The organism is Candidatus Nitrosotalea okcheonensis (genome assembly GCF_900177045.1).
Lineage (GTDB): Archaea > Thermoproteota > Nitrososphaeria > Nitrososphaerales > Nitrosopumilaceae > Nitrosotalea > Nitrosotalea okcheonensis.
The window spans coordinates 210,297-235,221 of sequence record NZ_LT841358.1 but is presented as its reverse complement, the minus strand read 5'-3'; the positions used below and the strand labels follow the sequence as shown (position 1 = coordinate 235,221).

General features: G+C 38.2%; 33 protein-coding genes. 18 read left to right on the top strand and 15 right to left on the bottom strand.

Annotated elements, in window-relative coordinates; translation table 11 throughout:
• Positions 1–27 precede the first annotated feature (27 nt).
• The 3 genes from BQ3481_RS01455 to BQ3481_RS01445 all read right to left on the bottom strand — a co-directional run bounded on the left by BQ3481_RS01455 (position 28) and on the right by BQ3481_RS01445 (position 2,265).
• Complete coding sequence (locus BQ3481_RS01455; protein WP_157926639.1) at positions 28–837, bottom strand: CBS domain-containing protein; 810 nt, start codon at positions 835–837, stop codon at positions 28–30.
• Between the two features lie 107 nt (positions 838–944).
• A complete protein-coding gene (locus BQ3481_RS01450; RefSeq protein ID WP_157926638.1) occupies positions 945–1,736 on the bottom strand; it encodes an alpha/beta fold hydrolase in 792 nt (263 codons plus the stop codon).
• A 97-nt stretch (positions 1,737–1,833) separates the two neighbouring features.
• Positions 1,834–2,265, bottom strand: coding sequence for a hypothetical protein (locus BQ3481_RS01445; RefSeq protein ID WP_157926637.1), 432 nt, complete (start codon positions 2,263–2,265; stop codon positions 1,834–1,836).
• Between the two features lie 98 nt (positions 2,266–2,363).
• On the opposite strand from BQ3481_RS01445, the gene BQ3481_RS01440 reads away from it, so the two are divergent.
• A complete protein-coding gene (locus BQ3481_RS01440; RefSeq protein ID WP_231911824.1) occupies positions 2,364–2,942 on the top strand; it encodes a poly(R)-hydroxyalkanoic acid synthase subunit PhaE in 579 nt (192 codons plus the stop codon).
• Positions 2,932–4,002 (top strand): class III poly(R)-hydroxyalkanoic acid synthase subunit PhaC, encoded by a 1,071-nt coding sequence (phaC, locus tag BQ3481_RS01435; RefSeq protein WP_157926636.1) that lies wholly within the window; start codon positions 2,932–2,934, stop codon positions 4,000–4,002. The genes BQ3481_RS01440 and phaC overlap by 11 nt, the downstream gene beginning before the upstream one ends.
• Before the next feature lie 21 nt (positions 4,003–4,023).
• Here phaC and BQ3481_RS01430 read toward each other — a convergent pair whose 3' ends face one another.
• Both BQ3481_RS01430 and BQ3481_RS01425 read right to left on the bottom strand, forming a co-directional pair.
• A complete protein-coding gene (locus tag BQ3481_RS01430) occupies positions 4,024–4,437 on the bottom strand; it encodes a hypothetical protein (protein WP_157926635.1) in 414 nt (137 codons plus the stop codon).
• A complete protein-coding gene (locus BQ3481_RS01425) occupies positions 4,434–4,853 on the bottom strand; it encodes an AbrB/MazE/SpoVT family DNA-binding domain-containing protein (RefSeq protein WP_157926634.1) in 420 nt (139 codons plus the stop codon). Before BQ3481_RS01425 ends, BQ3481_RS01430 begins: the two co-directional genes overlap by 4 nt.
• A 51-nt stretch (positions 4,854–4,904) precedes the next feature.
• Here BQ3481_RS01425 and BQ3481_RS01420 point away from each other — a divergent pair, with 51 nt between their 5' ends.
• Complete coding sequence (locus BQ3481_RS01420; protein ID WP_157926633.1) at positions 4,905–6,296, top strand: NAD-dependent succinate-semialdehyde dehydrogenase; 1,392 nt, start codon at positions 4,905–4,907, stop codon at positions 6,294–6,296.
• Positions 6,297–6,339: 43 nt separating this feature from the next.
• Here BQ3481_RS01420 and BQ3481_RS11580 read toward each other — a convergent pair whose 3' ends face one another.
• Positions 6,340–6,486 carry a hypothetical protein gene (locus BQ3481_RS11580; RefSeq protein WP_173848063.1) on the bottom strand — a complete coding sequence of 49 codons (147 nt, stop codon included), beginning with the start codon at positions 6,484–6,486 and terminating at the stop codon, positions 6,340–6,342.
• Positions 6,487–6,650: 164 nt separating this feature from the next.
• Between BQ3481_RS11580 and BQ3481_RS01415 the strand changes: the two genes are divergently transcribed.
• From BQ3481_RS01415 to BQ3481_RS01395, 5 genes are all read left to right on the top strand, one after another.
• The gene (locus tag BQ3481_RS01415) at positions 6,651–7,313 is read left to right on the top strand and encodes a phosphatase PAP2 family protein (protein ID WP_231911823.1); all 663 of its coding nucleotides are present in this window, start codon (positions 6,651–6,653) and stop codon (positions 7,311–7,313) included.
• 82 nt (positions 7,314–7,395) lie between these two features.
• The gene (locus BQ3481_RS01410; protein WP_157926631.1) at positions 7,396–8,004 is read left to right on the top strand and encodes a nitroreductase family protein; all 609 of its coding nucleotides are present in this window, start codon (positions 7,396–7,398) and stop codon (positions 8,002–8,004) included.
• 8 nt (positions 8,005–8,012) lie between these two features.
• On the top strand, positions 8,013–8,408 hold the full coding sequence (locus tag BQ3481_RS01405) for a PPOX class F420-dependent oxidoreductase (protein ID WP_157928420.1): 396 nt from the start codon (positions 8,013–8,015) through the stop codon (positions 8,406–8,408).
• Between the two features lie 75 nt (positions 8,409–8,483).
• Positions 8,484–9,734, top strand: a complete 1,251-nt coding sequence (locus BQ3481_RS01400; protein WP_157928419.1) for an ammonium transporter — start codon at positions 8,484–8,486, stop codon at positions 9,732–9,734.
• Positions 9,721–9,939 (top strand): hypothetical protein, encoded by a 219-nt coding sequence (locus BQ3481_RS01395; RefSeq protein ID WP_157926630.1) that lies wholly within the window; start codon positions 9,721–9,723, stop codon positions 9,937–9,939. Before BQ3481_RS01400 ends, BQ3481_RS01395 begins: the two co-directional genes overlap by 14 nt.
• An 8-nt stretch (positions 9,940–9,947) precedes the next feature.
• Here BQ3481_RS01395 and BQ3481_RS01390 read toward each other — a convergent pair whose 3' ends face one another.
• Positions 9,948–10,250, bottom strand: coding sequence for a hypothetical protein (locus BQ3481_RS01390; RefSeq protein ID WP_157926629.1), 303 nt, complete (start codon positions 10,248–10,250; stop codon positions 9,948–9,950).
• A gap of 433 nt (positions 10,251–10,683) precedes the next feature.
• Here BQ3481_RS01390 and BQ3481_RS01385 point away from each other — a divergent pair, with 433 nt between their 5' ends.
• The 4 genes from BQ3481_RS01385 (at position 10,684) to BQ3481_RS01370 (ending at position 13,747) form a co-directional block, all read left to right on the top strand.
• Positions 10,684–11,382 carry a winged helix-turn-helix domain-containing protein gene (locus BQ3481_RS01385; protein WP_157926628.1) on the top strand — a complete coding sequence of 233 codons (699 nt, stop codon included), beginning with the start codon at positions 10,684–10,686 and terminating at the stop codon, positions 11,380–11,382.
• Positions 11,383–11,516: 134 nt separating this feature from the next.
• Complete coding sequence (locus BQ3481_RS01380) at positions 11,517–12,302, top strand: SIMPL domain-containing protein (RefSeq protein WP_157926627.1); 786 nt, start codon at positions 11,517–11,519, stop codon at positions 12,300–12,302.
• A gap of 176 nt (positions 12,303–12,478) precedes the next feature.
• Complete coding sequence (locus BQ3481_RS01375) at positions 12,479–12,709, top strand: Lrp/AsnC ligand binding domain-containing protein (RefSeq protein ID WP_157926626.1); 231 nt, start codon at positions 12,479–12,481, stop codon at positions 12,707–12,709.
• 96 nt (positions 12,710–12,805) lie between these two features.
• Positions 12,806–13,747 (top strand): radical SAM protein, encoded by a 942-nt coding sequence (locus BQ3481_RS01370; RefSeq protein ID WP_231911822.1) that lies wholly within the window; start codon positions 12,806–12,808, stop codon positions 13,745–13,747.
• A gap of 11 nt (positions 13,748–13,758) precedes the next feature.
• On the opposite strand, the gene BQ3481_RS01365 is transcribed toward BQ3481_RS01370, so the two are convergent.
• The 5 genes from BQ3481_RS01365 to BQ3481_RS01345 all read right to left on the bottom strand — a co-directional run bounded on the left by BQ3481_RS01365 (position 13,759) and on the right by BQ3481_RS01345 (position 19,459).
• Positions 13,759–13,965, bottom strand: a complete 207-nt coding sequence (locus tag BQ3481_RS01365; protein ID WP_157926624.1) for a hypothetical protein — start codon at positions 13,963–13,965, stop codon at positions 13,759–13,761.
• 41 nt (positions 13,966–14,006) lie between these two features.
• Positions 14,007–15,374 (bottom strand): hypothetical protein, encoded by a 1,368-nt coding sequence (locus BQ3481_RS01360; RefSeq protein ID WP_157926623.1) that lies wholly within the window; start codon positions 15,372–15,374, stop codon positions 14,007–14,009.
• A 115-nt stretch (positions 15,375–15,489) separates the two neighbouring features.
• On the bottom strand, positions 15,490–15,987 hold the full coding sequence (locus BQ3481_RS01355) for a winged helix-turn-helix transcriptional regulator (RefSeq protein WP_157926622.1): 498 nt from the start codon (positions 15,985–15,987) through the stop codon (positions 15,490–15,492).
• A gap of 2 nt (positions 15,988–15,989) precedes the next feature.
• Positions 15,990–16,214 (bottom strand): hypothetical protein, encoded by a 225-nt coding sequence (locus BQ3481_RS11695; protein ID WP_231911821.1) that lies wholly within the window; start codon positions 16,212–16,214, stop codon positions 15,990–15,992.
• A 305-nt stretch (positions 16,215–16,519) separates the two neighbouring features.
• Positions 16,520–19,459 (bottom strand): copper resistance CopC/CopD family protein, encoded by a 2,940-nt coding sequence (locus BQ3481_RS01345; RefSeq protein WP_157926620.1) that lies wholly within the window; start codon positions 19,457–19,459, stop codon positions 16,520–16,522.
• Positions 19,460–19,619: 160 nt separating this feature from the next.
• Between BQ3481_RS01345 and BQ3481_RS01340 the strand changes: the two genes are divergently transcribed.
• The 6 genes from BQ3481_RS01340 (at position 19,620) to BQ3481_RS01315 (ending at position 23,870) form a co-directional block, all read left to right on the top strand.
• Entirely contained in the window at positions 19,620–20,540 is a 921-nt protein-coding gene (locus BQ3481_RS01340; RefSeq protein WP_157926619.1) for a hypothetical protein, read from the top strand.
• A gap of 12 nt (positions 20,541–20,552) precedes the next feature.
• Complete coding sequence (locus tag BQ3481_RS01335; RefSeq protein WP_157926618.1) at positions 20,553–21,266, top strand: hypothetical protein; 714 nt, start codon at positions 20,553–20,555, stop codon at positions 21,264–21,266.
• A 243-nt stretch (positions 21,267–21,509) separates the two neighbouring features.
• Entirely contained in the window at positions 21,510–21,815 is a 306-nt protein-coding gene (locus BQ3481_RS11645) for a hypothetical protein (RefSeq protein ID WP_177994816.1), read from the top strand.
• Positions 21,816–21,839: 24 nt separating this feature from the next.
• Complete coding sequence (locus tag BQ3481_RS01325) at positions 21,840–22,571, top strand: hypothetical protein (RefSeq protein WP_157926617.1); 732 nt, start codon at positions 21,840–21,842, stop codon at positions 22,569–22,571.
• Between the two features lie 69 nt (positions 22,572–22,640).
• Positions 22,641–22,925, top strand: a complete 285-nt coding sequence (locus BQ3481_RS01320) for a hypothetical protein (RefSeq protein WP_157926616.1) — start codon at positions 22,641–22,643, stop codon at positions 22,923–22,925.
• 348 nt (positions 22,926–23,273) lie between these two features.
• Positions 23,274–23,870: a MarC family protein gene (locus tag BQ3481_RS01315; protein ID WP_157926615.1), complete on the top strand. Its 597-nt coding sequence runs from the start codon at positions 23,274–23,276 to the stop codon at positions 23,868–23,870.
• A 79-nt stretch (positions 23,871–23,949) separates the two neighbouring features.
• On the opposite strand, the gene BQ3481_RS01310 is transcribed toward BQ3481_RS01315, so the two are convergent.
• From BQ3481_RS01310 to BQ3481_RS01305, 3 genes are all read right to left on the bottom strand, one after another.
• Positions 23,950–24,207: a metal-sensitive transcriptional regulator gene (locus tag BQ3481_RS01310; protein ID WP_157926614.1), complete on the bottom strand. Its 258-nt coding sequence runs from the start codon at positions 24,205–24,207 to the stop codon at positions 23,950–23,952.
• Positions 24,208–24,261: 54 nt separating this feature from the next.
• Positions 24,262–24,390 (bottom strand): hypothetical protein, encoded by a 129-nt coding sequence (locus BQ3481_RS11820; RefSeq protein ID WP_255408316.1) that lies wholly within the window; start codon positions 24,388–24,390, stop codon positions 24,262–24,264.
• A 144-nt stretch (positions 24,391–24,534) separates the two neighbouring features.
• Entirely contained in the window at positions 24,535–24,924 is a 390-nt protein-coding gene (locus BQ3481_RS01305) for a hypothetical protein (RefSeq protein WP_157926613.1), read from the bottom strand.
• Between the last annotated feature and the right edge of the window lies 1 nt (position 24,925).

Below are 24,925 nucleotides of genomic sequence, written 5' to 3'. Positions count from 1 at the left end.
TGTATGTGAAAATATTGTAATTTTAAACTATGACAAGTTTGCAGAGGCAAGAGCAAATACCATGTCCCATGGGCTGATTATGTTATTCTGACTCTTTAAGTATGGGGATTTCATATCCTGCATAATTTTACATGCATCAGTAATTGTAATGTCATCTGGTGTGTTTTTTACCTGTTCTAGACTGAAAATGTCTCCACTCATTGCCAAAAAGTCTTGTCCGTTTCTGAGACATTCAAACTCTCTGACCAGTTTCTGTATTATTATACGGTCGTTGATAAAAGAACAAGTGCCGTCAAGTACAAGCTTACGAGTATTGTTGTCAAACATTCTCTGAATTATTTGCCTTACCGTATCCTCTTTGTGAAATGTGACTATCTTTTTTCTTGGAATGTCAGAAATGGTAGAGTTTACTTGAAATGTTGTCCCCACTTCAAGGATCTTTCTTGCTGATATGACTGAATATCCGTAATACTGGTTTGGTATTATGGCAAATGCCCTTCTGGTCTGCGACCACCGTTTTATCAATTCTGAAAATTTATCCTTTGGACTCATAATGACAATCTTTCTACTCATCGAGTCTCCTATCTTTGTCTTGTCAAGAAAATCAGCAGTCTGATTTTTTAGGATATTATCTAAAACCTCAATCCCGCCTACTATGCCTACTGGTATGTCATCGCTTGTAGCAACAAGTGAATCTGTCAATGTCTCAAGATGATGAGGAAGAAGTGACGCTGCTTCACATAATGTATCGTTTACTCTGATGCTCACCATTGGCGTGGAAAGTATTGATTGGGGTAAAATTTCCTCCAATGTCTTGTCTGCAAGAAACATGTTCATGACCTATGGTGTCTCTTTTTTAAAAGGCTGTAGCGCATATCTATAACTAGAAAATCATCCTTATTTACATTGATTATGATTCTCATGTGTGATTTGTAATTATAATCTTATTTTGATAGAAACTTGATGATGATTTCTGCAAGTTTTTCTGGTTTCTCAACATATGGAGAATGCCCGCATCCTTCCATTGGCATAAACTCACAGTTTTTGATTCGCGAAACAAACTGGTGTGAATACTCGAAAGGTATCAGCTTATCTTCATTACCCCAAATTACCAATGTGGGAATGTCTATCTTTGAGAGCTTCTCAAAAATATCAGGTGCATTCTTTAATCCTAGAAGAGTAGACAAGAATACCATCTTTGCATTTGGTCTTGACATATTATTGACAAACCTCTCTATTGATATCTCTGATACTTGCATGCCAGGGCCTATCATCATCTGGTATGCATTTTTCACCGAGTCCTTGTTTGGGTATAATGCGGCCATCGTATATGCATCAAGTGTTGGGGTGGATTTTTTCATTATCCCTGCAGGAGAGATGAGAACTATTTTTTCAATTACAGAATTTTGGACAGCGGCACATTCTGCAGTTATCTGACCTCCAAGTGACGTACCAATCATGAATGTCTTTTTTATGCCAAGTGATTCAATAAAGTCAAAAACAAATTTTATAAAAAATTCGGGAGTGTAATCAACGGAAGGTTTGTCGCTCTGACCATACCCGATTATATCAGGTGCAAAAATATGATACTTTTTATTCAGATAAGGCATGATATTGCTCCACCTTTCTGCATATCCACCAAGTCCATGTAAAAGAATTAGATTGCGATCAGACTGACTACCATCCTCTAAATATCTGATACTGTTTCTGTTTATGACGATAAATTTTTCCTTCATCCGTCACTGAAAGTCTTGCAAACAAAATAAGTTTTTAGCGATATTTCTTATGACAACATTAGTAAAGCAATGTTCACTAAAAAGATCGGTAGTGCGATCACGTCTTAGTCATGGTCGTGACGTATTCAAGCATCTTTGCATAAGATGACAGAGCTAGCTTGACATAATCATCATATGATTTCATTGCAGACATGGTGTTTTTGACAAGTGTTTTTTGAAAACTACTCATCATGTCTATCTCTGACAAGGTAGTCTTTGTTATTATTTTAAAGCACTTGTCAAATGTTTCTATTGCTTTTTGGTCAACTCCCATGTTGTCAAGAAATTCTTTTTCTGCAATATAGCATGTGCCAAAAAAGTCCCTTGCAATGCGCAAGCTTTCTTCCTGCAAATCTGCAAAATTTTCAATATATGAAGGCAGCAAACCCTCTATTTTCATTATTACTTCATTTGTATTATCCCTCATTACGTCGCATACCGAAAGGGAATGTCTGACATCTGCCTTTTCTTGGGGTTCTGATTTTAACACTGATATTGTTTATGAGGTACATCCTTTTAACAATTTGTTGCATTTACATTTAGCTAGCAATCTCTATATGTATAGAGCACTAATCTATTCTACCTCTCATGTCCATTCCGCCTGACTTTAAAAAATCGTTGGCAAACTATAAACACAATTCCCTTTTTTGGACCGACTTGTTGTACCTGATGTCAAACAGGCAACAATCACTTGCGGCCACGGGACCATTTAGAAAATTTGCAATAAACGCCAAAACCCTAAGCACGGAAACCATCGAAATTAATGAAGACATGGCAGAGTTTAACACTAGACTGTCTGGATACTATAAGCAACTCTCAGATACATGGAATGAGGCACAGAAAGAATATGCCAGAAAGGTACCGGAACTTCCAAATGATGTAGAACACATGGAGGCATCAAAACGCATATGGATTGATATATTTGAAAATTATTTTACAAGACTTTTTGATTCTGCTGAATTTGCAGAGAACTTTGGCAAACTCGTATCAAGCGAACTTGAGATTGCCAAACACTGGAACAACATGGCATCCACACTGCTTGAAAGCGCAAACATGCCCACAAAGAAGGACATGGATGAAGTGTACAAAGAATTACACTCTTTGCGAAAAAGAGTTGCCAAACTTGAAAAAATAGTAAACAAGGGAGGAACTTCAAATGGCCAATGAAATTAAAGTAGACCCGCAAATGTTGGCAGAGTTTATCAAACTAAACAAGAACATACTTGAGGCGCCAAATCTTGCCAAATCTCTTGATGAGATTGATCTTGAAGTAACTCCGCATGAGGTTGTATATTCTGAAGGAAAGATTCGACTACTTCACTTCAATCCATTGGTTTCAAGACAACTAAAGACACCACTAGTGATTGCATATGCACTGATAAACAGATTTCATATCTTAGATATACATCCAAAAAAGAGCTGGGTAAAACATTTGCTGAATCAAGGAATTGATGTCTACTTGATTGATTGGGGAACACCAACTCCAATAAATCGACACGAGGGATTTGATGACTATGTCAACGGTTACATGGACAACTGTATTGATTTTGTAAGGAAAGAAACCTTGTCTGATGCAGTATCTCTGCAAGGCTATTGCACTGGTGGTACACTGTCTACAGTATATTCTGCCCTTTATCCTAAAAAAGTCAAAAACCTGACTCTGACTGCTCCAGTGATTGATGGTAGGAGAGACAGCACCGTAGTGTCAAACTTGGCAAAACACATGGATGTTGACAAGCTAGTAGATACTCTGGGTAACATGCCCCCTGAATTGATGTATTATGTTTTTTCAATTCTCAAACCCTTTGAACAAGGCTTTGAAAAATACCTTAATTTCTTCAAAAACATCCATGACCAGGAATACGTTGAAAACTTTATCCGGGTGGAGAAATGGGTCTCAGATACCCCTCCAATTCCAGGGGAATTGTACCGACAATGGATAAGGGACATTTACCAGGAAAACCTTCTGATAAATAACAAAATGTATGTGGGAGGAAGGCAGGTGTCCTTGAAAAATATTTCCATGCCGTTACTTACACAGGTTGCAGTAGGCGATCACTTGGTCTCCCCCGAATGCAGTATGCCTATTCACTATGCAGTATCAAGCGAAGACAAGACGCTCAAGATATATCCAACTGGACATGTGGGCATGATCGCAAGCTCATTTTCTCAAAAAAAGGTTCTCCCAGAATTTGCCAAATGGCTGGGAGAAAGATCTGAAAAATAAAAAAATTGAAAAATTAATGGTCTAGTTCTTGCTTGGAGTCCATGCTGAGAACCATGATTGCAGTATATTTGCATCCATTGTTGTGAATGCCTTTAGGTTGTCATTGAATGTCTTGAGGTTTTGTCTTGCTGCTTCCATTGCTGCCAATACTGCTTTGTTTTGTACTGAACTTGTTTTTACTATCTCCTCAGTTGCATCATTTATTGCTTTGAGGTAAGTTGGTGGAAGGTTTGCTGTAAAACCACTCTTTGCTGCTGCCTCTTGCTGGAACTCAATTGCTGTTTCTACCGCATTTTTGTATGCTGTTGCAAATTCTTGCTGTAGATTTGAGACTGCTTGTATGTATTGTGTGACATTCTTTTCTGCCTCTTCAAAATATCGGTTCACATTCTGCTTGTATACTGCGTATGTTTCTTTTGTTTCTGTCTTGCTCATTTTTTCACCTCCTGTCGTGAATTACTTTTATGAATTGGAACTACAATCACTTGGACCAGATCGTTTTCCTTGATCCCAATTGCTTCCCTTTCTGCTTCGGGTATGGAAATTCTGCCATTGCTCCCAACTGATGTCTTGAATGCCCCCCATGACGAAAACTGGGGCAAATTTTGTGCAAGATTGAACCAATTGTACATGGCCTTTGATCCACTCTCTGCAAAAGTTTGTAAAAAGTCTGTTTGCGTCTTGGTGGTCTTGTCCGCCATCTCTTTTAGTGTGTCCAGTGGATTTGTTTGGTTTGTGCGATTCATCATGTCGCCAAATGTTCTCATAAAATCCATCTGAGCCTTGCCACTTCGCTGGATCCATTCTCTAAAGATAGCCGATGGGTCAGGTTGGTCATAGTTACCAGTCATTGGTAATGATAACCAACCAAAGGTATATAATGCTATTGTTTAATATCACAAATGATGACGATTCGTACAATAAATCCTGTCACCGAGGATGTCATACATGAATATCAAAATATAACAGAAGCAGATCTGAAAAATAAGGTAGGCAAGGCACGAGAGGCATTTGCCACATGGAAGTCTGACTCTAAAAATAGGGCAACATTATTGCATCTTTTATCTCTGGAACTCAGAAAGAACAAGGAATCTCTTGCAAAAGTAGCTACCCAAGAGATGGGAAAACCACTCAAAGAATCTCTTTCCGAAGTGGAAAAATGTGCATGGGTGATGGAGTTTTATGGTGACAATGGAGAGACATTTCTAAACACCGAAGTAATAAACACTGATGCAAGAAAGAGTTTTGTTGCATTTGAGCCAATTGGTGTCATTGCAAGTATAATGCCATGGAACTTTCCATATTGGCAGGCATTGAGATTTGCTGCTCCATCGCTTATGGCTGGAAATACAATTGTACTAAAACCTGCAAGTGCTACCATGCAATGCGGTATTGAAATGGAAAACCTGTTTGTAAAGACTGGATTTCCTGAAGGTATATTTCAAACACTGGTAAGTGATTCTAGCATGGCTGAAAAATTAATTGATTCTAATATTAATGCGGTAACATTTACTGGCAGCAATGTTGTTGGCGCAAGGGTTGCGCAGAGGGCAACATCGCAAATCAAGAAATGTGTTCTAGAACTTGGTGGAAGTGATCCTTTCATAGTCTGTTCTGATGCCGATGTTGACAAGGCATCAACTGGGGCAGTAAAGGGTCGATTCATCAACTGTGGTCAGAGCTGCATTGCATCAAAGAGGTTCTTTGTAGTAAAAAATATCGCAAAAGAATTCATCGAACAATTTGTACAAAAGACTGCAAAACTAAACGTGGGAGACCCAATGTCTGATAGCACTGACATTGGTCCTCTTGTAAATGCTGATGGTCTGCATAGGATTGAGGCTATGGTAAAAGACGCTGTAGCAAAAGGTGCCAGGGTTCTTACAGGAGGCAAACGACTGCGAGACAAGGGCTATTTTTACGCACCTACTGTACTTGACAACATAACTCCTGATATGGCAGTGGCACACGAGGAGGTATTTGGGCCTGTGGCACCTGTGACTGTGGTTGAAGATGAGGCTGAGGCAATAAGGCTTGCAAACTCGTCACAATATGGTCTTGGAGCAAGCATATGGACTCAGAATCTTGACAGAGCGGAAAAATTATCTAGATTGATAGAATCAGGCATTGTGACTGTGAATAACGTAGTCATATCTGATCCGCGGGTTCCATTTGGAGGAGTCAAGCAGAGTGGATTTGGTCGGGAACTCTCAAGATATGGAATGCTTGAATTTGTAAATGTCAAGTCTGTTAGATATTATGACCAGCTTGTACCATTCCATCACGTAGAATAGAATTTTTTTACAACCCGGGTTTTCTGAATTAAAAAAATTAGTCCTATCTGTTGAATAGGACTGCTGTAATTATTCCTGCTCCTATAATTGCACCTAGTCCCAAAAACAGGATGTCAAATGCTACTACTTTCTTAAATGGAGCACGAACCTCTGCTGCCCACACTGAGGGTTTGGTTGGTTTGTCTGTCATATCTATATTTGATCAGACAAGATGATAAGATCTTATCAGCTTGTTTTGTTATTGTTAAGCTAACTTACTCAAGTGATTGTACTGTATTGAGAGTCAATTGCAAGATCACTATTCCAATAATGGAAATACTAGTATCCGAAATTATCTAGCAGGATTGTTTTATAATGGACCTCGTTTTTCATTTGTTTGAAATGAAGTATGTTATAATTTCTGCAATCCTGCTTGCAGGATTGGCAGCTTTGTCTTTTTTAATTGTTGAAAATAACACTAGTGTATCTGAATGGGATCATGCCTCATTTACTCTAGTGAACAAACATGGTAACAAAATTGTAGACAAGTTAATGGTTGACCTGAGTAAATATGGAAGAGAAGCAGTGTGGATTGGAATGACTGCGTTACTTTTTATTGTTGGCAAAAAAGATGGCCGCAAGGTGGCAGTTTTACTCACTATAACGTTTCTAATTCTGATTCCTCTTGGGACAATAATAAAATCTGAGATAGATAGACCAAGACCTGTTCCACTCGATGGCAACCTACTTGTACAAACAGAAACTGATCCTTCATTCCCATCTGGACACGCAACGATCGTATCAGGGGGTGCTGCAATACTTCTTCTGAGATTCAACAGGGGAAGACAGATGATTATTTCGATAATTCTTGGAATCGAGGCACTACTTGTTTCCTACTCTCGGGTCTACGTCGGTGTTCACTATCCACTAGATGTGGTTGGCGGAATCTTACTTGGTACTGGTATAGCATGCGCAGTAGTTGCATCAAGCAAATATTTGGGGCCGATTTTTTCTCGCATTGATTCTATGAAAAAATGACTTGTTTTAACGCAAAAAATAATTTAGATGATTTAGAAAACCAATAATACTGGATGCTTGTCACAGAATGTGAAACTCATTCATGATAGACCCTGAAGTACAAAAGACTAGAAATATGACCTTTGAAATTAATCATGTCATAGTAAACAGGTGGTCTCCACGATCATTTGTACCGTATGATATTGATGATGCTGACTTGTTTTCTCTCTTCGAGTCTGCAAGATGGGCACCGTCGTCTTCTAACAGCCAGCCCTGGAGATTTATCTATGCTAAAAGAAATTCTGAAAACTGGAATGATTTTTTTAATCTATTGATTGATTTTAATAAGCAGTGGTGTGCAGATGCTGCAGCCTTGGTGGTTGTTGTATCAAGAAAGAACTTTGAAAATAATGAAAAGCCATCGATAACGCACCAGTTTGACACTGGAGCAGCATGGGAAAACCTTGCAATTCAGGCAGTCTCTCAAGGATTGGCTACACATGCAATGGCTGGATTTGATTATGACAAGGCAAGAAAAACATTACAAGTTCCTGATAACTATGAAGTGATGGCAATGGTAGCAATAGGAAAAAGAGGTTCAAAAGAGAAATTATCACCTGAACTCCAAGCCCGTGAAATTCCTAACACTAGAAAACCATTGTCGGAAATTGTAATGGATGGTAAGTTTGGTAACAGGCCCAAGTCCCTATGACTGGAAGCATGACTTTGCAGGTTGCACAATTAATTGAAGACAAGAACCTGGCATTTGTTGCAACCCTAATGAAAAATAATTCGCCCCAGATAACTCCTGTATGGATAGACTTGGTTGATGGAAAAATTATTGTAAATACTGCAGAAGGTAGAGTGAAACAAAGAAATGTTTCAAGAGATCCGCGGGTTGCAATTTCCATAGTTGACAGAAATAACCCGTACAACATGGTTACAATCAGGGGTCAGGTGGTAGAACAGACAGTCGAAGGGGCTGATGAACATATTGACAAGATGGCAAAAAAATATCTTGGGGTAGACAAGTATCCGTTTGCAATGCCTGGAGAAAAAAGAATCATGCTAAAGATAGTTCCTCAAAAAATATTCCACATGATGCCTCATTCCTAATTTTAGATCTCTGTTTTTGACCGCCTTTGGAAAATAATTAATAATACACCGTTATGACCTAATTCCATCTTGCCAATCCCGATAAACACAGGCGACACAGCCTGGCTTATGATAGCATCTAGCTTGGTGCTACTTATGATCCCAGCACTGGGTATGTTCGAGGCTGGACTTTTAAGACAAAAAAATGCAGTCTCTGTCTTCATGCAGATCTTCTTTGGTCTTGCATTGCTTAGTGTGATGTGGTTTACAGTTGGATTTAGTCTGACTTTTGGACCTGATACTGGTGAAGGACTGACTGGTAACACAGACTGGAGATTTCTACATGGCGTCTCTCAAAAGGAAGGACTCCATTATGCACCAACTGTACCAGGAGTCTCATTTGCAATGTTTCAGATGATGTTTGCGGTAATCACGCCATTGATTCTTACAGGTGCGGTAGCAGAGAGGATGAGGTTTAGCGCATATGTCTTGTTTATTGTAGCATGGAGTGCATTGATCTACTATCCCTTGGTGCACTGGATCTGGGGAGATGGATGGCTACACAAGCTTGGCGTAGTTGATTTTGCAGGTGGGATGATAATTCACACTACGACAGGTGTTGGAGGAATCGCCGCTGCTCTAGTACTTGGAAGGAGACTCGGGTTTGGTCCTGGCATAATGGTTCCACATAATATTCCGCTTGCGGTTCTTGGCTCTTCACTCCTCTGGCTTGGTTGGTTTGGATTTAACGCTGGCAGTGCATATTCTGCAGGATCTCTCTCTGGAATTACAATTGTAAACACGCAAATGGCATCCGCTGTATCATGCCTTATCTGGGTTGTAATATTTTGGATACGGACAAGAAAGTCTAGCATAATTGCTGCAATCAACGGCGCAGTTGCAGGCCTTGCAGGGATTACTCCAGCCTCTGGATATGTCGGAGTTGAATTTGCCGTAGTGATTGGAATTATTGTAGGTTTTGCATCATCACTTATGGTACCGGTGTTCAAAGAGAGATTGAAGATTGATGATGCTCTTGACATTGGTGCAGTGCATGGTGTATCTGGAATTATTGGCTCACTTCTTGTAGGAGTGTTTGCCAACTCTGCAGTAAACCACCTTGGAATAAACGGCTGGCTGTATGGAAATCCGGGACAACTGGGAGCTCAGGCACTTGGAGTAGGTATTGCGGTATTGATGGGCTTTGGTGGCACATGGTTAATCCTAAAGATACTAAAAGCATTGATTCCAATAAGGGTAAGTTCTAGTGTAGAAGAGGCAGGTCTTGATATTGAAGAACATGCAGAAAGGGCCTACTCTGACGAAGAGGAATATGGCAAGCTCTGATCTGATAACTTGGAATATCTTAAAATATAAAATTGATACATGTTATACCATGGGAGGATTTGAAAAAAACTGTCCCGTGTGCGGCAAGAAATTTACCAGTTTGATAGAATATACTAATCATATTGGTGTAGATCACAAAGACATACCTCCTGAACAAATACTGAAAATTAACAAGGAAGACAAGTGGTCATTTTCAAACAAGTGATGATGTCATCACTCGGGCCCGTCTTGGAATTTCTTTAAAAGTATGTCAATTTTTTTATCAAGTTCCTGTATTGCACCAAACGAGCTTTCATGCTTGTCGTCAAAGTCGGCAAGTTTTTTTAAAATGTCACTATGATTCTCTTCTAGTTTTTCTATTCTGCCAAGTATCTTGTCTTGTTGGACGGCTGTCCTGTTTTGTCTGTTGTATATCCACCAGCTTACAATTCCTCCGATTATTGCTCCACCTGCGATTCCAAGATATGTTGATGATGCGTTACTCATATCACTACAGTTCTTTGAGATCTCTGTCATACATCCCCAAAGATCAAAAACTAGAGGTAGCATATTGATATGTTAAAAATACTCACATGGTGCTTTTACGCTGTCTATGAGCATCAGTTAACGATGTTGTGAAATGATTGTAAGTGAAATGATTTGAAAAATACTTTATACTGATATCTATTGGGGATATAACTGGTTTTATGTTGACTGTCTGAAAGTTCAACTCCCCATTCTTGGTATGAAAACTCAATCATCTGTTCATATCTTGGACAATTTTGTAATATGGTGGACCTATGTTGAGAATCTTGCTATGGATGGCCATGCAATTATTTGGTCTCAATCTGGCCTGGAACATGCTGGTGGCAAATTGCAACTTGGGAAAATCATGCCTGCCAAGAAAATAAGGCATGTGCATGATTGTTGGGATGTTCAATTATATTCCATTGAAATGATTTACTAAACAATGTCTGATGATGACGATTTTCTTGTCAAGGCGCAAGAGCACATTGAGGTAATAAGCACTGAAGATGAAAGAATAAAAATAATTGGTGAAGAACTTGCAAACGATACTGGCAGAGCCATATTTGGAAAAATATCACAAGGAGTTTTAAGTACAAACGATCTAGCAAAGTCACTAAACATTTCACTACCTCTTGTCAACTGGCACATAACTCGTTTGCTTGGCGTAGGATTGATAAAAGTAGAAAAGACTGAACTAAGCTCAAAAAATAAAAAAATGAAATATTATGGTCCTGTCAAAACCGCCTTTGTGATTGTACCGCCTACAAACCCTGCTGAAAATAATGTTTCAAGAACAAAAAAAGAGGCCATATTTATGCAATTGCGGCATTATTTGGCAAGCATTTTGGCATTTGTAATAGTTGGCCCTTTGATTTACCTTGTAGAACAGAACCAATCTGTAAACCAAGGACCTGTTCGAGAAGCTGCGCAAAACAGTCTTCCACATGCAATCGAGTCACTAAAAAACAATGTCTCCATTGCACCATTTGTAGCATCACGTATGTCATCAAGTCCAGAGTCGACTATTGTATCTGCAGATCCTGTGATGATTGCAATTGCAATATCTGGGGCGGCAGCTGCATTTTTTTTAGTGTTTTTTGTAATACGCGCATTTAAAAAATTACGAAAAATAAAAAAATAAGATAAATTACTCTTTAGTAAATATTTGATAAAAAAATACCTTATGTTACATATCATGACATAAATTTTTAAAAAAATTAAGTTAAAATGAAATTTAATCAAAGCCTATAAACTCTGCAGGTGTGATGCCGTATAATGACAACCAAGAAAAAAACCATCCTTGCAACAATTGCTGCAATTTTAATCGTTTCAACTGCAGTATTTGCAAGCCTGGAAATCTCTCAGCAGCAAGCCTATGGGCAGCAAGCCACTATAATACCCGCATCGCGAGAAAGAACTGCATCTGTCACAGGCTCTGCCACTGAATCTGTCACACCGGACATGGTTACTGTTCAATTTGGTGTTGACACGGAGGCAAAGACTGCCAAGGATGCAATAAGCTCAAACGCTCAGATGATGAGTACTGTGGTGAGTGCTGTTCAGAACATTGGCATAACCACCACTGAGATCAGTACGGCTGGATTTTCAATTTATCCAGTATACAATGCCTCTGTATCTGATATGACAACTGGCATACACAAGTCTGTCCTGACAGGATATCGAGCTTCAAACACTTTGTATGTCAAGACAACCAAACTGTCACTTGCAGGAAGCATTGTTGATGTTGCAGTTGGTGCGGGAGCAAACAGGGTGGACAACATATCGTTCTCACTCTCTCCTAGCAAGCAACAAAGTATGCAAGATGATCTGCTAGGACAAGCTGTCTTGAATGCCAAATCGAGGGCAGAAAAAGCACTTGAGCCTCTAGGCCAAAAAATAATTGGCGTAAAAATGGTAAGCTTGTCAGAGTTTAATCCGGCACCAGTCCCGATGTACTATGGTGCAATGCAATCCATGGCTGACAAGGCAACACCTGTATTTACTGCAAACCAACAAGTAACAACTACTGTAGATGTAACATTCCTAATTGGAGACCAGTAGTTTTACATTTCTTCATTTTTTGGGATATGTGTTGACACTGTGACAGTAAAACAACTGTCCTGTACTTGGCATGCATACTGATATTTTTCAAAAAACTGTATGTGTTATGTGATTATGTATCTCAAAATTGACCATCCTCCAAAAATCTCATATATTATGAACACGATATATTATAATTGGAAACCGCATATGTGATGATTAACTGTGAAATGGGTGCGGAGGGGACAATTATGGAGGGTGTGAAATCAATCGATTCTGTAAAGGAAGTGTCAGGCGTGTTTGGCAACTATGATGTCATAGTGAAATTAGAATGTCTAGACATTGATGAGATGCGTGAAACCATAGCAAAAAAGATACGCCTTCTGTCAAATGTGCGATGTACTACAACACTAATGTGTGCTAACTAGGGTCCAAAATGACATGTATTTCCCTCTGCTATTGTAAAAATTATTGGAAATAACATCTTTTAACCTGCAACATGCTATTATTGTATAATGGAGATAATGGGAAGGGGTTTTACTCAACTAGTTCAAGAGATGCCTTGCTATTTTCACATATTTGGCAAATTTGCAGGCTACAAACTGTTTCATCGTAAGAGTCCATTGTATGGATCTGCCGATATCATCAATGTGTGCAACTTGCACTGTACACATTGCTACTGGTGGCTCAACAGAAAAGAAAATGAGGAGCTCACAGTTGCGCAGTGGCAAAAAGTAATTGATGAAAAATTCAAGAAAAAACACATCTTCATCATAACCCTTGTTGGAGGAGAGCCAACTCTTAGGCCTGATGTTATTGATCTGTTTGTAAAACAATTTCCAAAAAGAATCTGTATTGTATCAAATGGAACAATACCGTTGAAAAAAATTCCTAATCTTTACTTTTACTGGATTTCAATAGATGGCACAAAAGAGATACATGACAAAATTCGTGGTCCTGGATCCTATGACAAGACTAGGAAAAATGTGCTTGATTATGTAAGAGATAATGGAGAAAAGGCATGGAAAGATGTTTGGATTACAATGACAATAAACTCACTAAACTACAAGACTGTAAAGGACGTAGTAGAAGAATGGCGTGACCACACTAATAAGATTGGATTCCAGTTTCACACTCCCTTTGCAAAAAACGATCCGCTCTTCTTACCGTTTGGCCCTGAGAGGACTAGGGTAGTTGATGATATCATTGCATTAAGGGAGAAATTCGATGATGATTACATCATAAATCCTGACAGTCAGCTTGAACTGATGAAGAAAAACTGGGGTGGAAAGGGAACCATACCAATTGACTGTCCAACTTGGGCAATTGTATCCGTTGATCATATGGGCAGGGAGAAAAAGCCATGCTGTATTGGTAGTGCTGAAAACTCTTCGATGAAACCAATATGTGAAGAATGTGGTCTTGGGTGCTATTCTGTACTTGTTGGATATGGAATGAAGGGCTAACATTCATTAAACTATAATTTGGGTTTTCTTTTGTCTGCAAAGAAAACTATTGCGTCTATAACAATCACAATGATTCCAAATTGGCTGACAGTCGTTAGTTGATTACTGATGGATAACATGTGGTAATTTGTATCGACGATTACACTTGAATTGGCTGGATTGATTGTTGAAATGAGGTCAAGCACCATCTGTGACAAAAAGTGTCCAACTGGGAACATGATGACACCTGATAGAAAAATCCAGATGCCTCGGTTGATCTTCATATTTTTGCAAATCTGGGAAGCATGATTGTCAGTGAAAACACTATTGCAATTACAACCGACGACCCAGTGGGAAATTCTGGCACTATGTGAGGTCGTGACACAACACCTGAAATCTCTGCATCTGAAAAACTGTTTCCATTTAGATTCTCAAACCCCATGGTAATAGGGCCTGTATAGTTGGCTGGAAAATCAACATCTATGGTATTTGGAGCACCATCGTTGTTGGTTGTACCGCTATTATGAAACAGCAAACCATTTTTACCCTCTATGACGGAAAAATCATAATCTATCGAATTCACGGTCTTGTTTACTAGATATGGATCAAGAATTTGGAAACTAAATCTTGTTGTCTGGCCTGCAATCATCTTTGGTGGGTCCCATCTGAGACTGATCTTGTACTGGGCATTTCTTGTATACTGCATTATTGGAAACGCGGTTTCATTACTTGGAGATAGGGTGAAATTCATCTCGGGCTTGGAGTTTTGTTGCTGTGCAGCGATTTTGTCTAGCACTTGTTTGTATAATATTAGATGTATGATCCTCTCAGTATCTGAAGAATAATCATCTATGCTTACTGCACTGTCTGGCAGTGCTATTCCGTTTACATGTGCGTCATACTTTGTAACTATAAAACTGGAAAATGCTCTTGGAATCTTCAATTCTTGATGCACAACTGTTACTTGTTTCAAGTTGTCCTGACTCCAGTTAAATGGCATGGAAAAACTCATTTTTTTGTTATCAGAATCGTATTGAAAATTTCCAATCTGATCATAATATGCAACAATTGTAATTGTCTGTTTCCCATCATCTTTGTCGGTTATTGGATATTCATTGGTTATTGGAATAGATATTGCAGCATCATATGTTTTGCTTATCTGGTTATTGTAAGAGCCCATTGTAAGTACGTTGATCTTGAATTTGTACAATCCGCCTGATGCAAACACGGGGCTCTTTATTTGATAACTTCCACTGTGCCCCAAAAGACCGGGGAATAGTCCACCTTCTTCATTTATTGAAATTTTACTTGAGTTGTCAGGCGTAACATCAAACAGAAAATTTCCACTATCGCTCATGAATATGTGGCCAAAAAGTGCCTGATTATTTTTAAAAGCTGATATTGCAAGTGTCACCTGCGGTAATGGTGTCTGGTTTGACGCATCTTGTAAAACAAAGTTTATCTGAGTACCGACATGATCGTTATCAATCAAAAATGGCGACGAATTTATTGACAGAGTGACATTCTTGTTTCCTATCATCTCTGGTGGCAATATTTCACTTGCAAGACCATCACCATTTGCTGACATGAAAACAAAACTTGGAAGCAATGCACACAAAATTACGATTAGAACTGCCAGTTTTGCCAATTTGCAGAGTCTTATCTTATGACTCTAAATAAATAGTCGGCATCTTCTCACTTGATCGCACTGACCAGATTCTATGATGCATGGTTGGCATAAATTGGAAACTGGCTTAGTTGTTCTATAGACTTGAGAATGTATCCGCAAAGTTATACGCAGTTCTTTCAAGCAAGATGGGGTTGTATTTTTCTATGATTTCATGCACCATGTCTACATTTCTCAAAAGGTACGTTTTTTTCAGTTCCATGGTCCTGATATCCACTATTTTATCATCTACGAGTTTTGAAAGAAATATGGAAACAGTGGAAGGGGCTTTTTTCGCCTTTTGAACTATTTCGTTGAATGAAAGCGGCCTGTCTTCTAATAATGCTAACACGATATATCTTTGTGTGTCCCGTCTGAGACTTGTTATTAGTATTGATTCTTCTTCTGTAACAAAGAGCGGATAGAATCTAGTCTCACCAGATTTTCTATCTATCTTGACGCTGCCATTTTCCTCCAACTTTCTTGTGTGATAGCTTAGTACTCCGTTTTTCAATCCCGTTTCTCTCATTATCTCCCTGAATTTTATTCCGGGATTTTTTTCAATGATGTTAATGATTTCTGTTTCTCGATTCATGACTAATCTTTCCTAAAGACACCGAGTGCAAGCATTCCCAGTGTTGACACTTCAAAGAAATGTCCAATCTCGCCTGCTGGAAATGGGCCTAAATAATATGTGTATTGCCATGCTGCATCCACTAGAGATAACGCTTCTGCTATTACAAAGAGCGAAAATGCCAACATTGTAAAGAATAATCGCTTGGTTTTGACTCTTGAATACGCAATTGCTGATACTATACTCAAGAAAACTGCTAGGCTGATACCACAAAGATGGATCAATATATGAAAGATCTGGAACTCGTGAAAAATGTGCGGCAAAATTACTGGTATTGCCAAAATACCTATGATTGCAAACATTATCACAGTTAGTAAATTAGATCTATTTTCTAGGATATTGCTATACATGGACATGGAATATCATGGTCGAAAATTGGATTTAAACGAACTGGTACAATCTTCGAACACCATCTGTATTTTACTAATAATATCTGAGCCGGCTGTTTCTCTGGGATGATAAAACATACTGCGTGGGGCAATCGAATTATGAATTATCCCTGTTTTCTTACTTGGTTTGAGACTTTTTTTAAATCCATTACGCCTTTGCAATAGAAGAATCCAACTACTACTAATAATCCTGCAATGGTTGGAGCCGCAACTTGAGCATAATCAAAGCCTAGATTTGGAACCACGGATGAAATATTTTCTTTATTGCTTTGATCATTTTGTGGTTGTCCTGCTGATATTGTAACAGTAGCAAGTGCGTTTGCTCTTTCCTCTGCCATTATGATGTTGCCTTGTGAATCTGATGTCAACCATTGCACCCAGCTATTCGGTGTTGGAATGCTTTTCTCAATTATGTTTCCAGTCCTTGGGTTTATCACTGAAACTTTGTCAAAAGTATGTTGTGCAACCCACAGGTTGTGGTATTTATCAAAAGCCATTCCATATGGAAGATTGTCTGGGTTTGGATCAAGATGTATCTTCTTGAATGTCTTTAATAATGGATCAAAAACTGATACTGCCTGACCTTCATGCTCTGAAATGTATATTTTTCCAGTCCAAGGATCTAAAATTATGGCAGTAGGACCTTTCATGGTGTAATTTCCGGAAGGTGAAAATTCTGTCACTTTGTTGTCTGAAATATCAATACTTGATATTTTACCAATGCCTTCAGCTATCCATATCTTGCCTTGTGTATTGTCTACTGCAATTCCTAGCGGGTCTGATTTGTCTGGTAATTTTATTGAATCAAACTTTGTTGTATTGGTATCAAATTTTAAAACCTCATTAGTGTTTGCAGAAGTGATCCAGATTGTATCGTTACCATCTATTACCAAGCTTGTAAGAATTCCTTTATTTGGAATGGGGTAATATTGATTTGAGTTGTCATCTGGATTAAAATGTCCTAGCATTCTTTGTGTATAATCAATGTACCAAAGAGTGTTGTGAGAGTCTAATGCCATGTATACTATGCTGTTTAATCCACTGATTTTGTGTTCTGTATACTTGTTAGTTCCCAGATCAAAATCAAGTATCTTACCGCTCTTGAGGGTTGTATCTCCGACCCATATCTTGTTTCTACTACTGTCATAAACTGGATATCTGGGGGTACTGCTGTTTCCAGGAGTCTTGTATTCTTTTATGTCTAGTTGTAAATTGCTCAGTTTCGGCTTGACAAATAAATTATATGATGATACTAGATTGAGAGAATTTTCTTTATTCTGTACTCCTTCTACTCTAACGGTCCAGTGTCCCGGAAATCCAAAGTCTGTATTGGCAGTAAAAATTCCAGTATCTGTCTTATTTGTGTTGATTGTAATTGGTCCTATCCCATTATCTGTTTGCGTAAGTTTGAGCTGGGTGGATTTCATGTCTATTTGATGTTTATTCGAGTCCAAAAATGATATGGTAAAATCGTTATTTCCTGTAGCAAATGGACTCATTGATAAAACTATTCTGCTTCCATTTTCGATGAAACTTGTTTGAGAAAACCCTTGTATGTGGAGGTTATTATTTGTACCAAGCGCAAATACATTGTTTGGTAATGACTGTAACTGGTTTTGAAATTCACTTGATGGCAAGCCTGAATCCACCAGAACTGCAACAGATGCTATCAGTGCAATACCTAGAAATGCTGATATCTTTACACTCATATCAAATCTGGAAAGGATAAGTTTTGCATCTATGACTGTATTCTGTATTGCTGTGTTTCTTGTTGTCTTATTTGAGATTGTCTGGTATGCCTTACCGCTTACAGACATGTGGTCGTATGCACCAAGCCCAATCATGACGGTGGCAAGTAAGAGTTTGACTACTAGGACCTTGCCATAAAATGATGCCAAGGTCAGTGCAAGATTATTTTCTAGCACATACAACAAAAATGGGCCAGTAATTACAACTGCACCAAGCACAGTAATTACAAGTGTAGAGAATCTTGGAATGATCATAGACATGACTGAAAGACTGAGATTAGGGTCTGTAATTCGTTTAATCTGGGGCATGACAATAAATGCAAGATAAATTATTCCTCCAATCCATAATGATGCAAAGACATTGTGGAAGAAATCAAGTAATAGAGGAATTATTTGACCAGTAGCAGCTCCGTGACTAATTAGACTTGTAGTCAGTAATACTGCAAAACTTAGACCAAGTAAAGATACAGTGTGTGCTCTTGGAATTATGGCCTGGGTTTTCTTTGTTTTTTGGTAAATTGTAAATGATAACGCAAGCAATACAGATGATGCGATCATTCTTAGTACCCACATGTTTCCAAACTTTGTAGAAATGGCATCAAGTATTCCTGCATTTATGGAGTAAGCCTGTACAACTATCATTGCAAAGCCTGACACTAAAATGATGATGGAGCCAATAACTGCCATCTTTGTCATGTTGTTGTCTATCTTAGCTCTGATCTGCGAAACTGAATCAGATAGTCTTGGTATTCTGGATATTGGACTCCATAACCATAATGTAGCAGAGGCAATGCCTGCTACGATGATCTGACCTATGAGGGCTGGAAATCTAGCTACCGCATCTGGTATTGATATTTCTTGGTAATTGCTTGGCGTATTACTTGCGATGCTCTTTGGAACATCCTGCCCGATCCCAAAAGCAAATGCATCTTCAGTAACATGGCCGTCTGTCTGATCTAAGACCTTTGTTGATATTGTGTATATGCCGTTTTTAAGGTTTGATGGGAGGGATACACTCAATGCCTTTTGGTCATCTGTAATGTAATGTTGATCATTTTTTTGAATCTGTTTTCCATTTGAATCTAAGACTTTGATTTCACTATATCTTATGTCAACAGGATCACTAAAGTATACATCAACCTTGGACGGTGGTGTTGAAAGTGATTGAGATGCAGCAGGATCACTTTTTTCAACAAATGCATGTTCATAAGATTTTGGTGCATTAGGAATTACCATGACGGATGAAATTATTATGATGATCAAAACCAATTGCAATTTTGTTTTTTTGTTAGACATCTAATGAATTACATATGTGATTTACTATATTGCTCTTGTTAAATTTGTGGTACAGTCATCGAACACAGGTTATCATGTTGTGTAATTTAGAAATTTTTAGAGTCTTACATTCGATTGTTGTACTATAAGGCTTTTAAATGACGGTGATTTCTATTTTCATGTGAACAACAAATTAATCGCAGTATTGTTATCGGTGATTATTGCATCTGGCTTGATCTATACTCATCCTGCATTTGCCCACAATTTTGGGGGGGATGCAAGTGCGACATGGCTTGCCAAAATGGCAGAGATTAAAACGGAAATAGGTTTAGTTGCAAAACATGTTGGTGACAAGAATGCAATTAATTACTATTCTGACGCACTAGGCGAATATTGGAATGTAAATGACACCAGAGAAATGGGCGAGAGGAATACTTTGCTACAAACTGAAATACCTTCTACAATAAATGCAACTCTGTCTGACGCACTGGCTGGAAATCAGAATGCTGTAAATATCGATGTTTCAAAACTCAATGGGTATCTTGATGAATCTATACCAGTGAGAGTTGATGCAAGTAAGCTTGACAACTCTACAGTCCAAGCATTGGCTGTAGTATTTGTACAAAAAGAGGCCTTGGAAAAATATGGGATTGCACTAAATACAACAACTAATCTAAATGACATGTCTCAAATGAACATGTCTGGAGGAAGTATGTCAAATGGCATGTCAATGTCGAGCACTATTGTTAATCAAAATGCATATGAGAATTCTATAGGGCTCGCAACTGCAGCACAAAGTATGTTCAATGATCTTGCTACGAAATATCCTGGCCAGTCTGATGCAAATGCCAAAATATCAACCGCATTTACAAAACTAGTGCAGGATCTAAATAACAAGGCTGATGTAAATACTATCATGACTGACGTTCATGTCCATATTCACCCTGTTATGATAAGTGCTTACAACATACAGGGCATTGATGGAACAACGACTAATACTGTGCCGGCCGTACCAGAATTCCCATTACCAGCTCTCTTGGCTGTAGTTTCAATTGCCGGTGTAGTTGTAACAACTAGATTCCGATCACGACTTGGATTTTAAATCTGTAAAACAATGACAAAAATAAATAAAATCATAATTCCTACTATTCTCTCACTAGTCATAGCTACCGTCATTTTTGTATCACCGATTTCTGTAAAACCAGCTGAAGCTCACATTGTAAAGGTTTATGGAAATTATATTGTGGAGGTAGGTTGGGATAATGAGCCGGCATATACTGGGTTGACAAATGGTGCACAGGTGATAATAAAACAGGGAAGTGGAGACAGTGCAACGCCTGTGATTAACGCACTACAAAACCTGCAGATTTCTGTCAAGTATGGTAGCGTGACAAAGCCACTTGACTTTCTTCCCAGCAGTGTTGTTGATGGACAATATCATGCAATACTTATTCCAACAAGAGTTGGAACTTATAGTCTTGTCTTAAAAGGAAGTGTAGGAAATCAGACAATTGCCGATGAAATATTATTGGATGATGTGAGCAGTATAGATACCTTGAACTTTCCACAATCTGCCGGTTCATCATCTAGCACATCTGTAAATATGGATCAGATGGGTACAGTGATAAATCAATTGACAAGTGATATAGAAGATGCAAAAAACAATGCCGATGCTGCATCTAAGAGTGTCTCAAATGTTGTACAATCCTTCCAACAAGTTAAAGATACTACTGATAAATTGTATATGATAAGTATGACTGGAATCGGAATAGGTATTGCAGGAATTGTGATTGCAGTAATTGCTGTTACACGAAACAAACAAAGCTAGTCTTTTTTTGAAATTATCTAATGCGCTATGTTATGCCTGAACTTGATCTACAAAAAATTAAACATGAAAAAGAAACAAAAACTAGTATGGCAGTGTGTTGCTTTCTAGACTTTGAACTCCAATGAATCTGCTTTGTGCTAGTACCTCTAACTTCATATAAAAACGCGTGTGACTAGGTTTTGTTAATCCTAGTCTATTTTATTTAGAATGATGTGTATTTTCATAACAAGGAAGTTTGGAGATTTGAGATGCAAAGGAATTTGTTATAGGTTTGCGGCAAAAAAGCCATTGGGAGGATATAGATTTGCAGTGGGGCAAAGGCCTTGCTCTGTATGTGGAATATTTGTAGATTCGTTATCTGTAGGAATAAGATGTCCTTGCTGTAATAACAAATTACGATTAAATTCAAGAAATACAAAGTCGAGAAAAAATAGGTTTAATCTAGGAGATTATACCATCTTGGAAAAAGCAAGCAACTTGATGAAATCTATCCGTGGTATACCAGAATCAGATCAAATGATAACATCTAAACTAGTTTTAAATAAGTAAAGAGACTATCGGAAGTTGATAAACATGGATACTCCAGATTCTCATGAAAAAGAAGAAAAGTCGGGAAATGAAAAAGAAATCAAGGTCGATGACAAAATGGTTCAAATAATAATTGACAGTTCACCAGATGTATCTCTTGATGATTTTCAAACAAATGACAAAAAAGTCTTATCATTACTAAACCAAGACAGTGATGTCAATGACAACCAGTATACATTCAATGGACTTGTACGAAAATTAGGAATTCATCAGCAAAGCTTGGCAAGATCCTTGCATAGGCTAGAGAACGCAGGGCTTGTGAAAAAAACAGATTACGGTTACAAGCTTACAAAAAACCTTGATTCTGTGCTTGTAAAAAAATCTAGGATTGATCTTGAAAATCTTTCCAAGGCCATGTCACATCACTGTGCTCAGTTTGAACAGATAATTCAACTATATCTCCCAACCGCTGTAAAAGTTGAAGATGTTGTAACCAAGTTACTTGGTAAATGGTTTGGCACGCTCCGATGGGTTGGCATGGTTGAGGGAGATGGGGGATGTATCTTACAGTGGGCAAGCAATGACAAGTATAATGTCAACCTCAAACTGGTCACAAGATATGCAGTTATAGAAAGCGATGCAGTGAAGCCAAAAGACAAATCTGAGGCAACTATAAATGCACACCGCATACTTGAACATATAGCAAAACTGATCAAAGAGGGCCAAGAAAGATACGATGGAAAGAGCCGATACAGCTCTTTTGACCTGTATAACTGACAGGTTACTAGCATTACTTTGGAATTTCATGACACAAAATATTATAAAATAACATGCTAATGTCTTGTATTGGATTCCAGTTTTGAACCGTACCGGTTAGCCGTCATTTCATACGTAGAACTTGTACTGATGAGGAGAGGGAACACAAATTATCATCTTGTATTGGCAAGGCTTGGATCTCTTTATGATTGCAAAATCGGAGACTGTTATGATCATCCACAATACCTGAAAACAGTACTCAAGGATGTGTATGGTGAGGAGTATACTTCTATCATATCTCAAATCAAATCATATCTTGGGGAATTGGCCGATGTTCAAGAGGTGATTGATTTTTTTAAAATTATGGAAACTTGACACAACCAACTGAGATCAGACTTTTATGTTACGGATGTATACTATACATGTGATTGCAGACAGTTCTAAAAAACATGGATTGCGAATTCTAAAGGGAGTGAAGATAGTACTCAAAAGTATTGTATTGGATTTTGAAGAACCAAAATCGTCCAAAAACCATAATTGAATTTGACCTGTCACATTATACCAACAGTTCAAGACTAGCCGCTTTTACTATGTTGAAACAGTATTGATATCTAGTCAGAAAAATGTTTTTAGTGAAAATGCAGACATTTACTATCTTTCAGGCTCTTGCTTCTAAAAACAACTAAAAGAATCCCTGAAATAACTAATGTCTACAAATAAAACATGGTACAAGATTTTCTAGGCGATCTTGGCAAGGCCGTCATCACACTACTTGTAGTAATTGATCCAATTGCCAGTATACCTATTATCATGGGTCTCACTGGTAAAATGGAAAGAAAACAAAGAACATCAATTTTAAACGTAACAATAATAACAGTTGCAATTCTACTCTTTGTTTTTGCATTTATTGGATCTTCGATTCTTTCAACATTTGGAATTTCAATATTCAGTTTTATGATTGCAGGAGGCGTGCTTTTATTCTTGGTATCCATTCAATTACTGACACACGGAGACTGGACATTTGGCAACCAAACCCTGCATGATGAATCCGGCGTTGTTCCATTAGCTTTTCCACTACTTGCAGGTCCTGGAGCACTGACTTTGGTAATACTATCCTTTGAAACCTATGGCATACTGATAACTGTACTTTCAATCATAATTGTACTGGGCATAACGTATGCAATATTGCGCTCAGTTGATCCAATCTACAAGCTTCTTGGAAAAAGGGGTTCATTGATAATAACAAGAATATTTGCAATCATAATAGCAGCTTTTGCAGTACAATTTGTAATTGATGGCATAAAGCAAGTATTTCATTGAAATCTCACACCAGTAACTTGGTTTTGTATGATTGGCCGATATTGGTTTGCTTTTTCTACATGTCAGTAGGGGGTATGAACTATAAGATTTTGGATACCGTGTCTTTAAGATCGCTTGCTGCTTTCTTACCTTTTGTATTTGTATTCAGATTGACATGATCCACAAGATCTTGAATTATTATCTCCATTGTGCTATCTAAAGCAGCTCTGACAGCTGTTATTTGCTGAACAATCTCCGGATAACCCTTTCCACCGTCAATCATTTTACTAATGCCTTTAACATGGCCTTCTATTCTTGCCAGTCTCTTCTTTACCTCGGGAAGTTTGTGGTGAGTCACGTTACAATGTTTCTTATCTGGGCGATATTTATCTAATCGGATGGTTTATCCAACCTATGAGGAAACCAGAATGTAAATTCCTATGGCTGCAATGACAAAGCCAACTATTGAATCGTTATACTTTTCTGGAATTTTTGTCAATGTTTTTGTAAATCCAACCGTACCAAGCTGAACTAGTAGCAAGAGTGTAATTATGGAAGATATGGCAAAAACAGCTGATAACTCTAGTGCAAAATAGAATCCGGCTGATATCGCAGAAAGGAAAATTGGAACTATGCTGGGATCTGGAGAAAGTGCGGCTCCTAATACTGCAAAATATCCAATACCTCAAGTTAGGTTATTGATATTTTTCTTTTCTTCATTCTCATGATGATGATCATGATGAGAATGATGATCATGATGATGAGTATTTTTCACTATGAGGGATCTAATTCTTATGACCAAACCTGCAATTAACATGACTATTCCTATTCCGGCATCAAGATATGATGAAATCAGATGAGAAAAAACAAGTCCGACAGCTACGACTCCAAGACCCATGGCAATAGACAGTACAACGTGTCCAACTGCAGTTACAAACGATACTCTGAAGATCTTTTTTGAAACCCATTTTTGATTTTTTGCAAGCATACAAAGTGTTAACCAATGGTCAGGGGCTGCCATGTGCAGTATCCCTACTATGGCTGATCCTATGATGTATGTAAGAGGGTTGATCATT

What these genes read in the sequence shown, in the direction of transcription:
- BQ3481_RS01325 (WP_157926617.1), top strand. Translation starts at nt 21,840, where the DNA reads ATGGATACTCCAGATTCTCATGAAAAAGAAGAAAAGTCGGGAAATGAA.
- BQ3481_RS01430 (WP_157926635.1), bottom strand. Translation starts at nt 4,437, where the DNA reads ATGAGCAAGACAGAAACAAAAGAAACATACGCAGTATACAAGCAGAAT.
- BQ3481_RS01315 (WP_157926615.1), top strand. Translation starts at nt 23,274, where the DNA reads ATGGTACAAGATTTTCTAGGCGATCTTGGCAAGGCCGTCATCACACTA.
- BQ3481_RS01420 (WP_157926633.1), top strand. Translation starts at nt 4,905, where the DNA reads ATGATGACGATTCGTACAATAAATCCTGTCACCGAGGATGTCATACAT.
- BQ3481_RS01345 (WP_157926620.1), bottom strand. Translation starts at nt 19,459, where the DNA reads ATGTCTAACAAAAAAACAAAATTGCAATTGGTTTTGATCATCATAATA.
- BQ3481_RS01385 (WP_157926628.1), top strand. Translation starts at nt 10,684, where the DNA reads ATGTCTGATGATGACGATTTTCTTGTCAAGGCGCAAGAGCACATTGAG.
- phaC (WP_157926636.1), top strand. Translation starts at nt 2,932, where the DNA reads ATGGCCAATGAAATTAAAGTAGACCCGCAAATGTTGGCAGAGTTTATC.
- BQ3481_RS01450 (WP_157926638.1), bottom strand. Translation starts at nt 1,736, where the DNA reads ATGAAGGAAAAATTTATCGTCATAAACAGAAACAGTATCAGATATTTA.
- BQ3481_RS01440 (WP_231911824.1), top strand. Translation starts at nt 2,364, where the DNA reads ATGTCCATTCCGCCTGACTTTAAAAAATCGTTGGCAAACTATAAACAC.
- BQ3481_RS01390 (WP_157926629.1), bottom strand. Translation starts at nt 10,250, where the DNA reads ATGACAGAGATCTCAAAGAACTGTAGTGATATGAGTAACGCATCATCA.
- BQ3481_RS01355 (WP_157926622.1), bottom strand. Translation starts at nt 15,987, where the DNA reads ATGAATCGAGAAACAGAAATCATTAACATCATTGAAAAAAATCCCGGA.
- BQ3481_RS01370 (WP_231911822.1), top strand. Translation starts at nt 12,806, where the DNA reads ATGGGAAGGGGTTTTACTCAACTAGTTCAAGAGATGCCTTGCTATTTT.
- BQ3481_RS01415 (WP_231911823.1), top strand. Translation starts at nt 6,651, where the DNA reads ATGGACCTCGTTTTTCATTTGTTTGAAATGAAGTATGTTATAATTTCT.
- BQ3481_RS01410 (WP_157926631.1), top strand. Translation starts at nt 7,396, where the DNA reads ATGATAGACCCTGAAGTACAAAAGACTAGAAATATGACCTTTGAAATT.
- BQ3481_RS01405 (WP_157928420.1), top strand. Translation starts at nt 8,013, where the DNA reads ATGACTTTGCAGGTTGCACAATTAATTGAAGACAAGAACCTGGCATTT.
- BQ3481_RS01335 (WP_157926618.1), top strand. Translation starts at nt 20,553, where the DNA reads ATGACAAAAATAAATAAAATCATAATTCCTACTATTCTCTCACTAGTC.
- BQ3481_RS01305 (WP_157926613.1), bottom strand. Translation starts at nt 24,924, where the DNA reads ATGATCAACCCTCTTACATACATCATAGGATCAGCCATAGTAGGGATA.
- BQ3481_RS01455 (WP_157926639.1), bottom strand. Translation starts at nt 837, where the DNA reads ATGAACATGTTTCTTGCAGACAAGACATTGGAGGAAATTTTACCCCAA.
- BQ3481_RS11580 (WP_173848063.1), bottom strand. Translation starts at nt 6,486, where the DNA reads ATGACAGACAAACCAACCAAACCCTCAGTGTGGGCAGCAGAGGTTCGT.
- BQ3481_RS01425 (WP_157926634.1), bottom strand. Translation starts at nt 4,853, where the DNA reads ATGACTGGTAACTATGACCAACCTGACCCATCGGCTATCTTTAGAGAA.
- BQ3481_RS01380 (WP_157926627.1), top strand. Translation starts at nt 11,517, where the DNA reads ATGACAACCAAGAAAAAAACCATCCTTGCAACAATTGCTGCAATTTTA.
- BQ3481_RS01395 (WP_157926630.1), top strand. Translation starts at nt 9,721, where the DNA reads ATGGCAAGCTCTGATCTGATAACTTGGAATATCTTAAAATATAAAATT.
- BQ3481_RS01365 (WP_157926624.1), bottom strand. Translation starts at nt 13,965, where the DNA reads ATGTTCCCAGTTGGACACTTTTTGTCACAGATGGTGCTTGACCTCATT.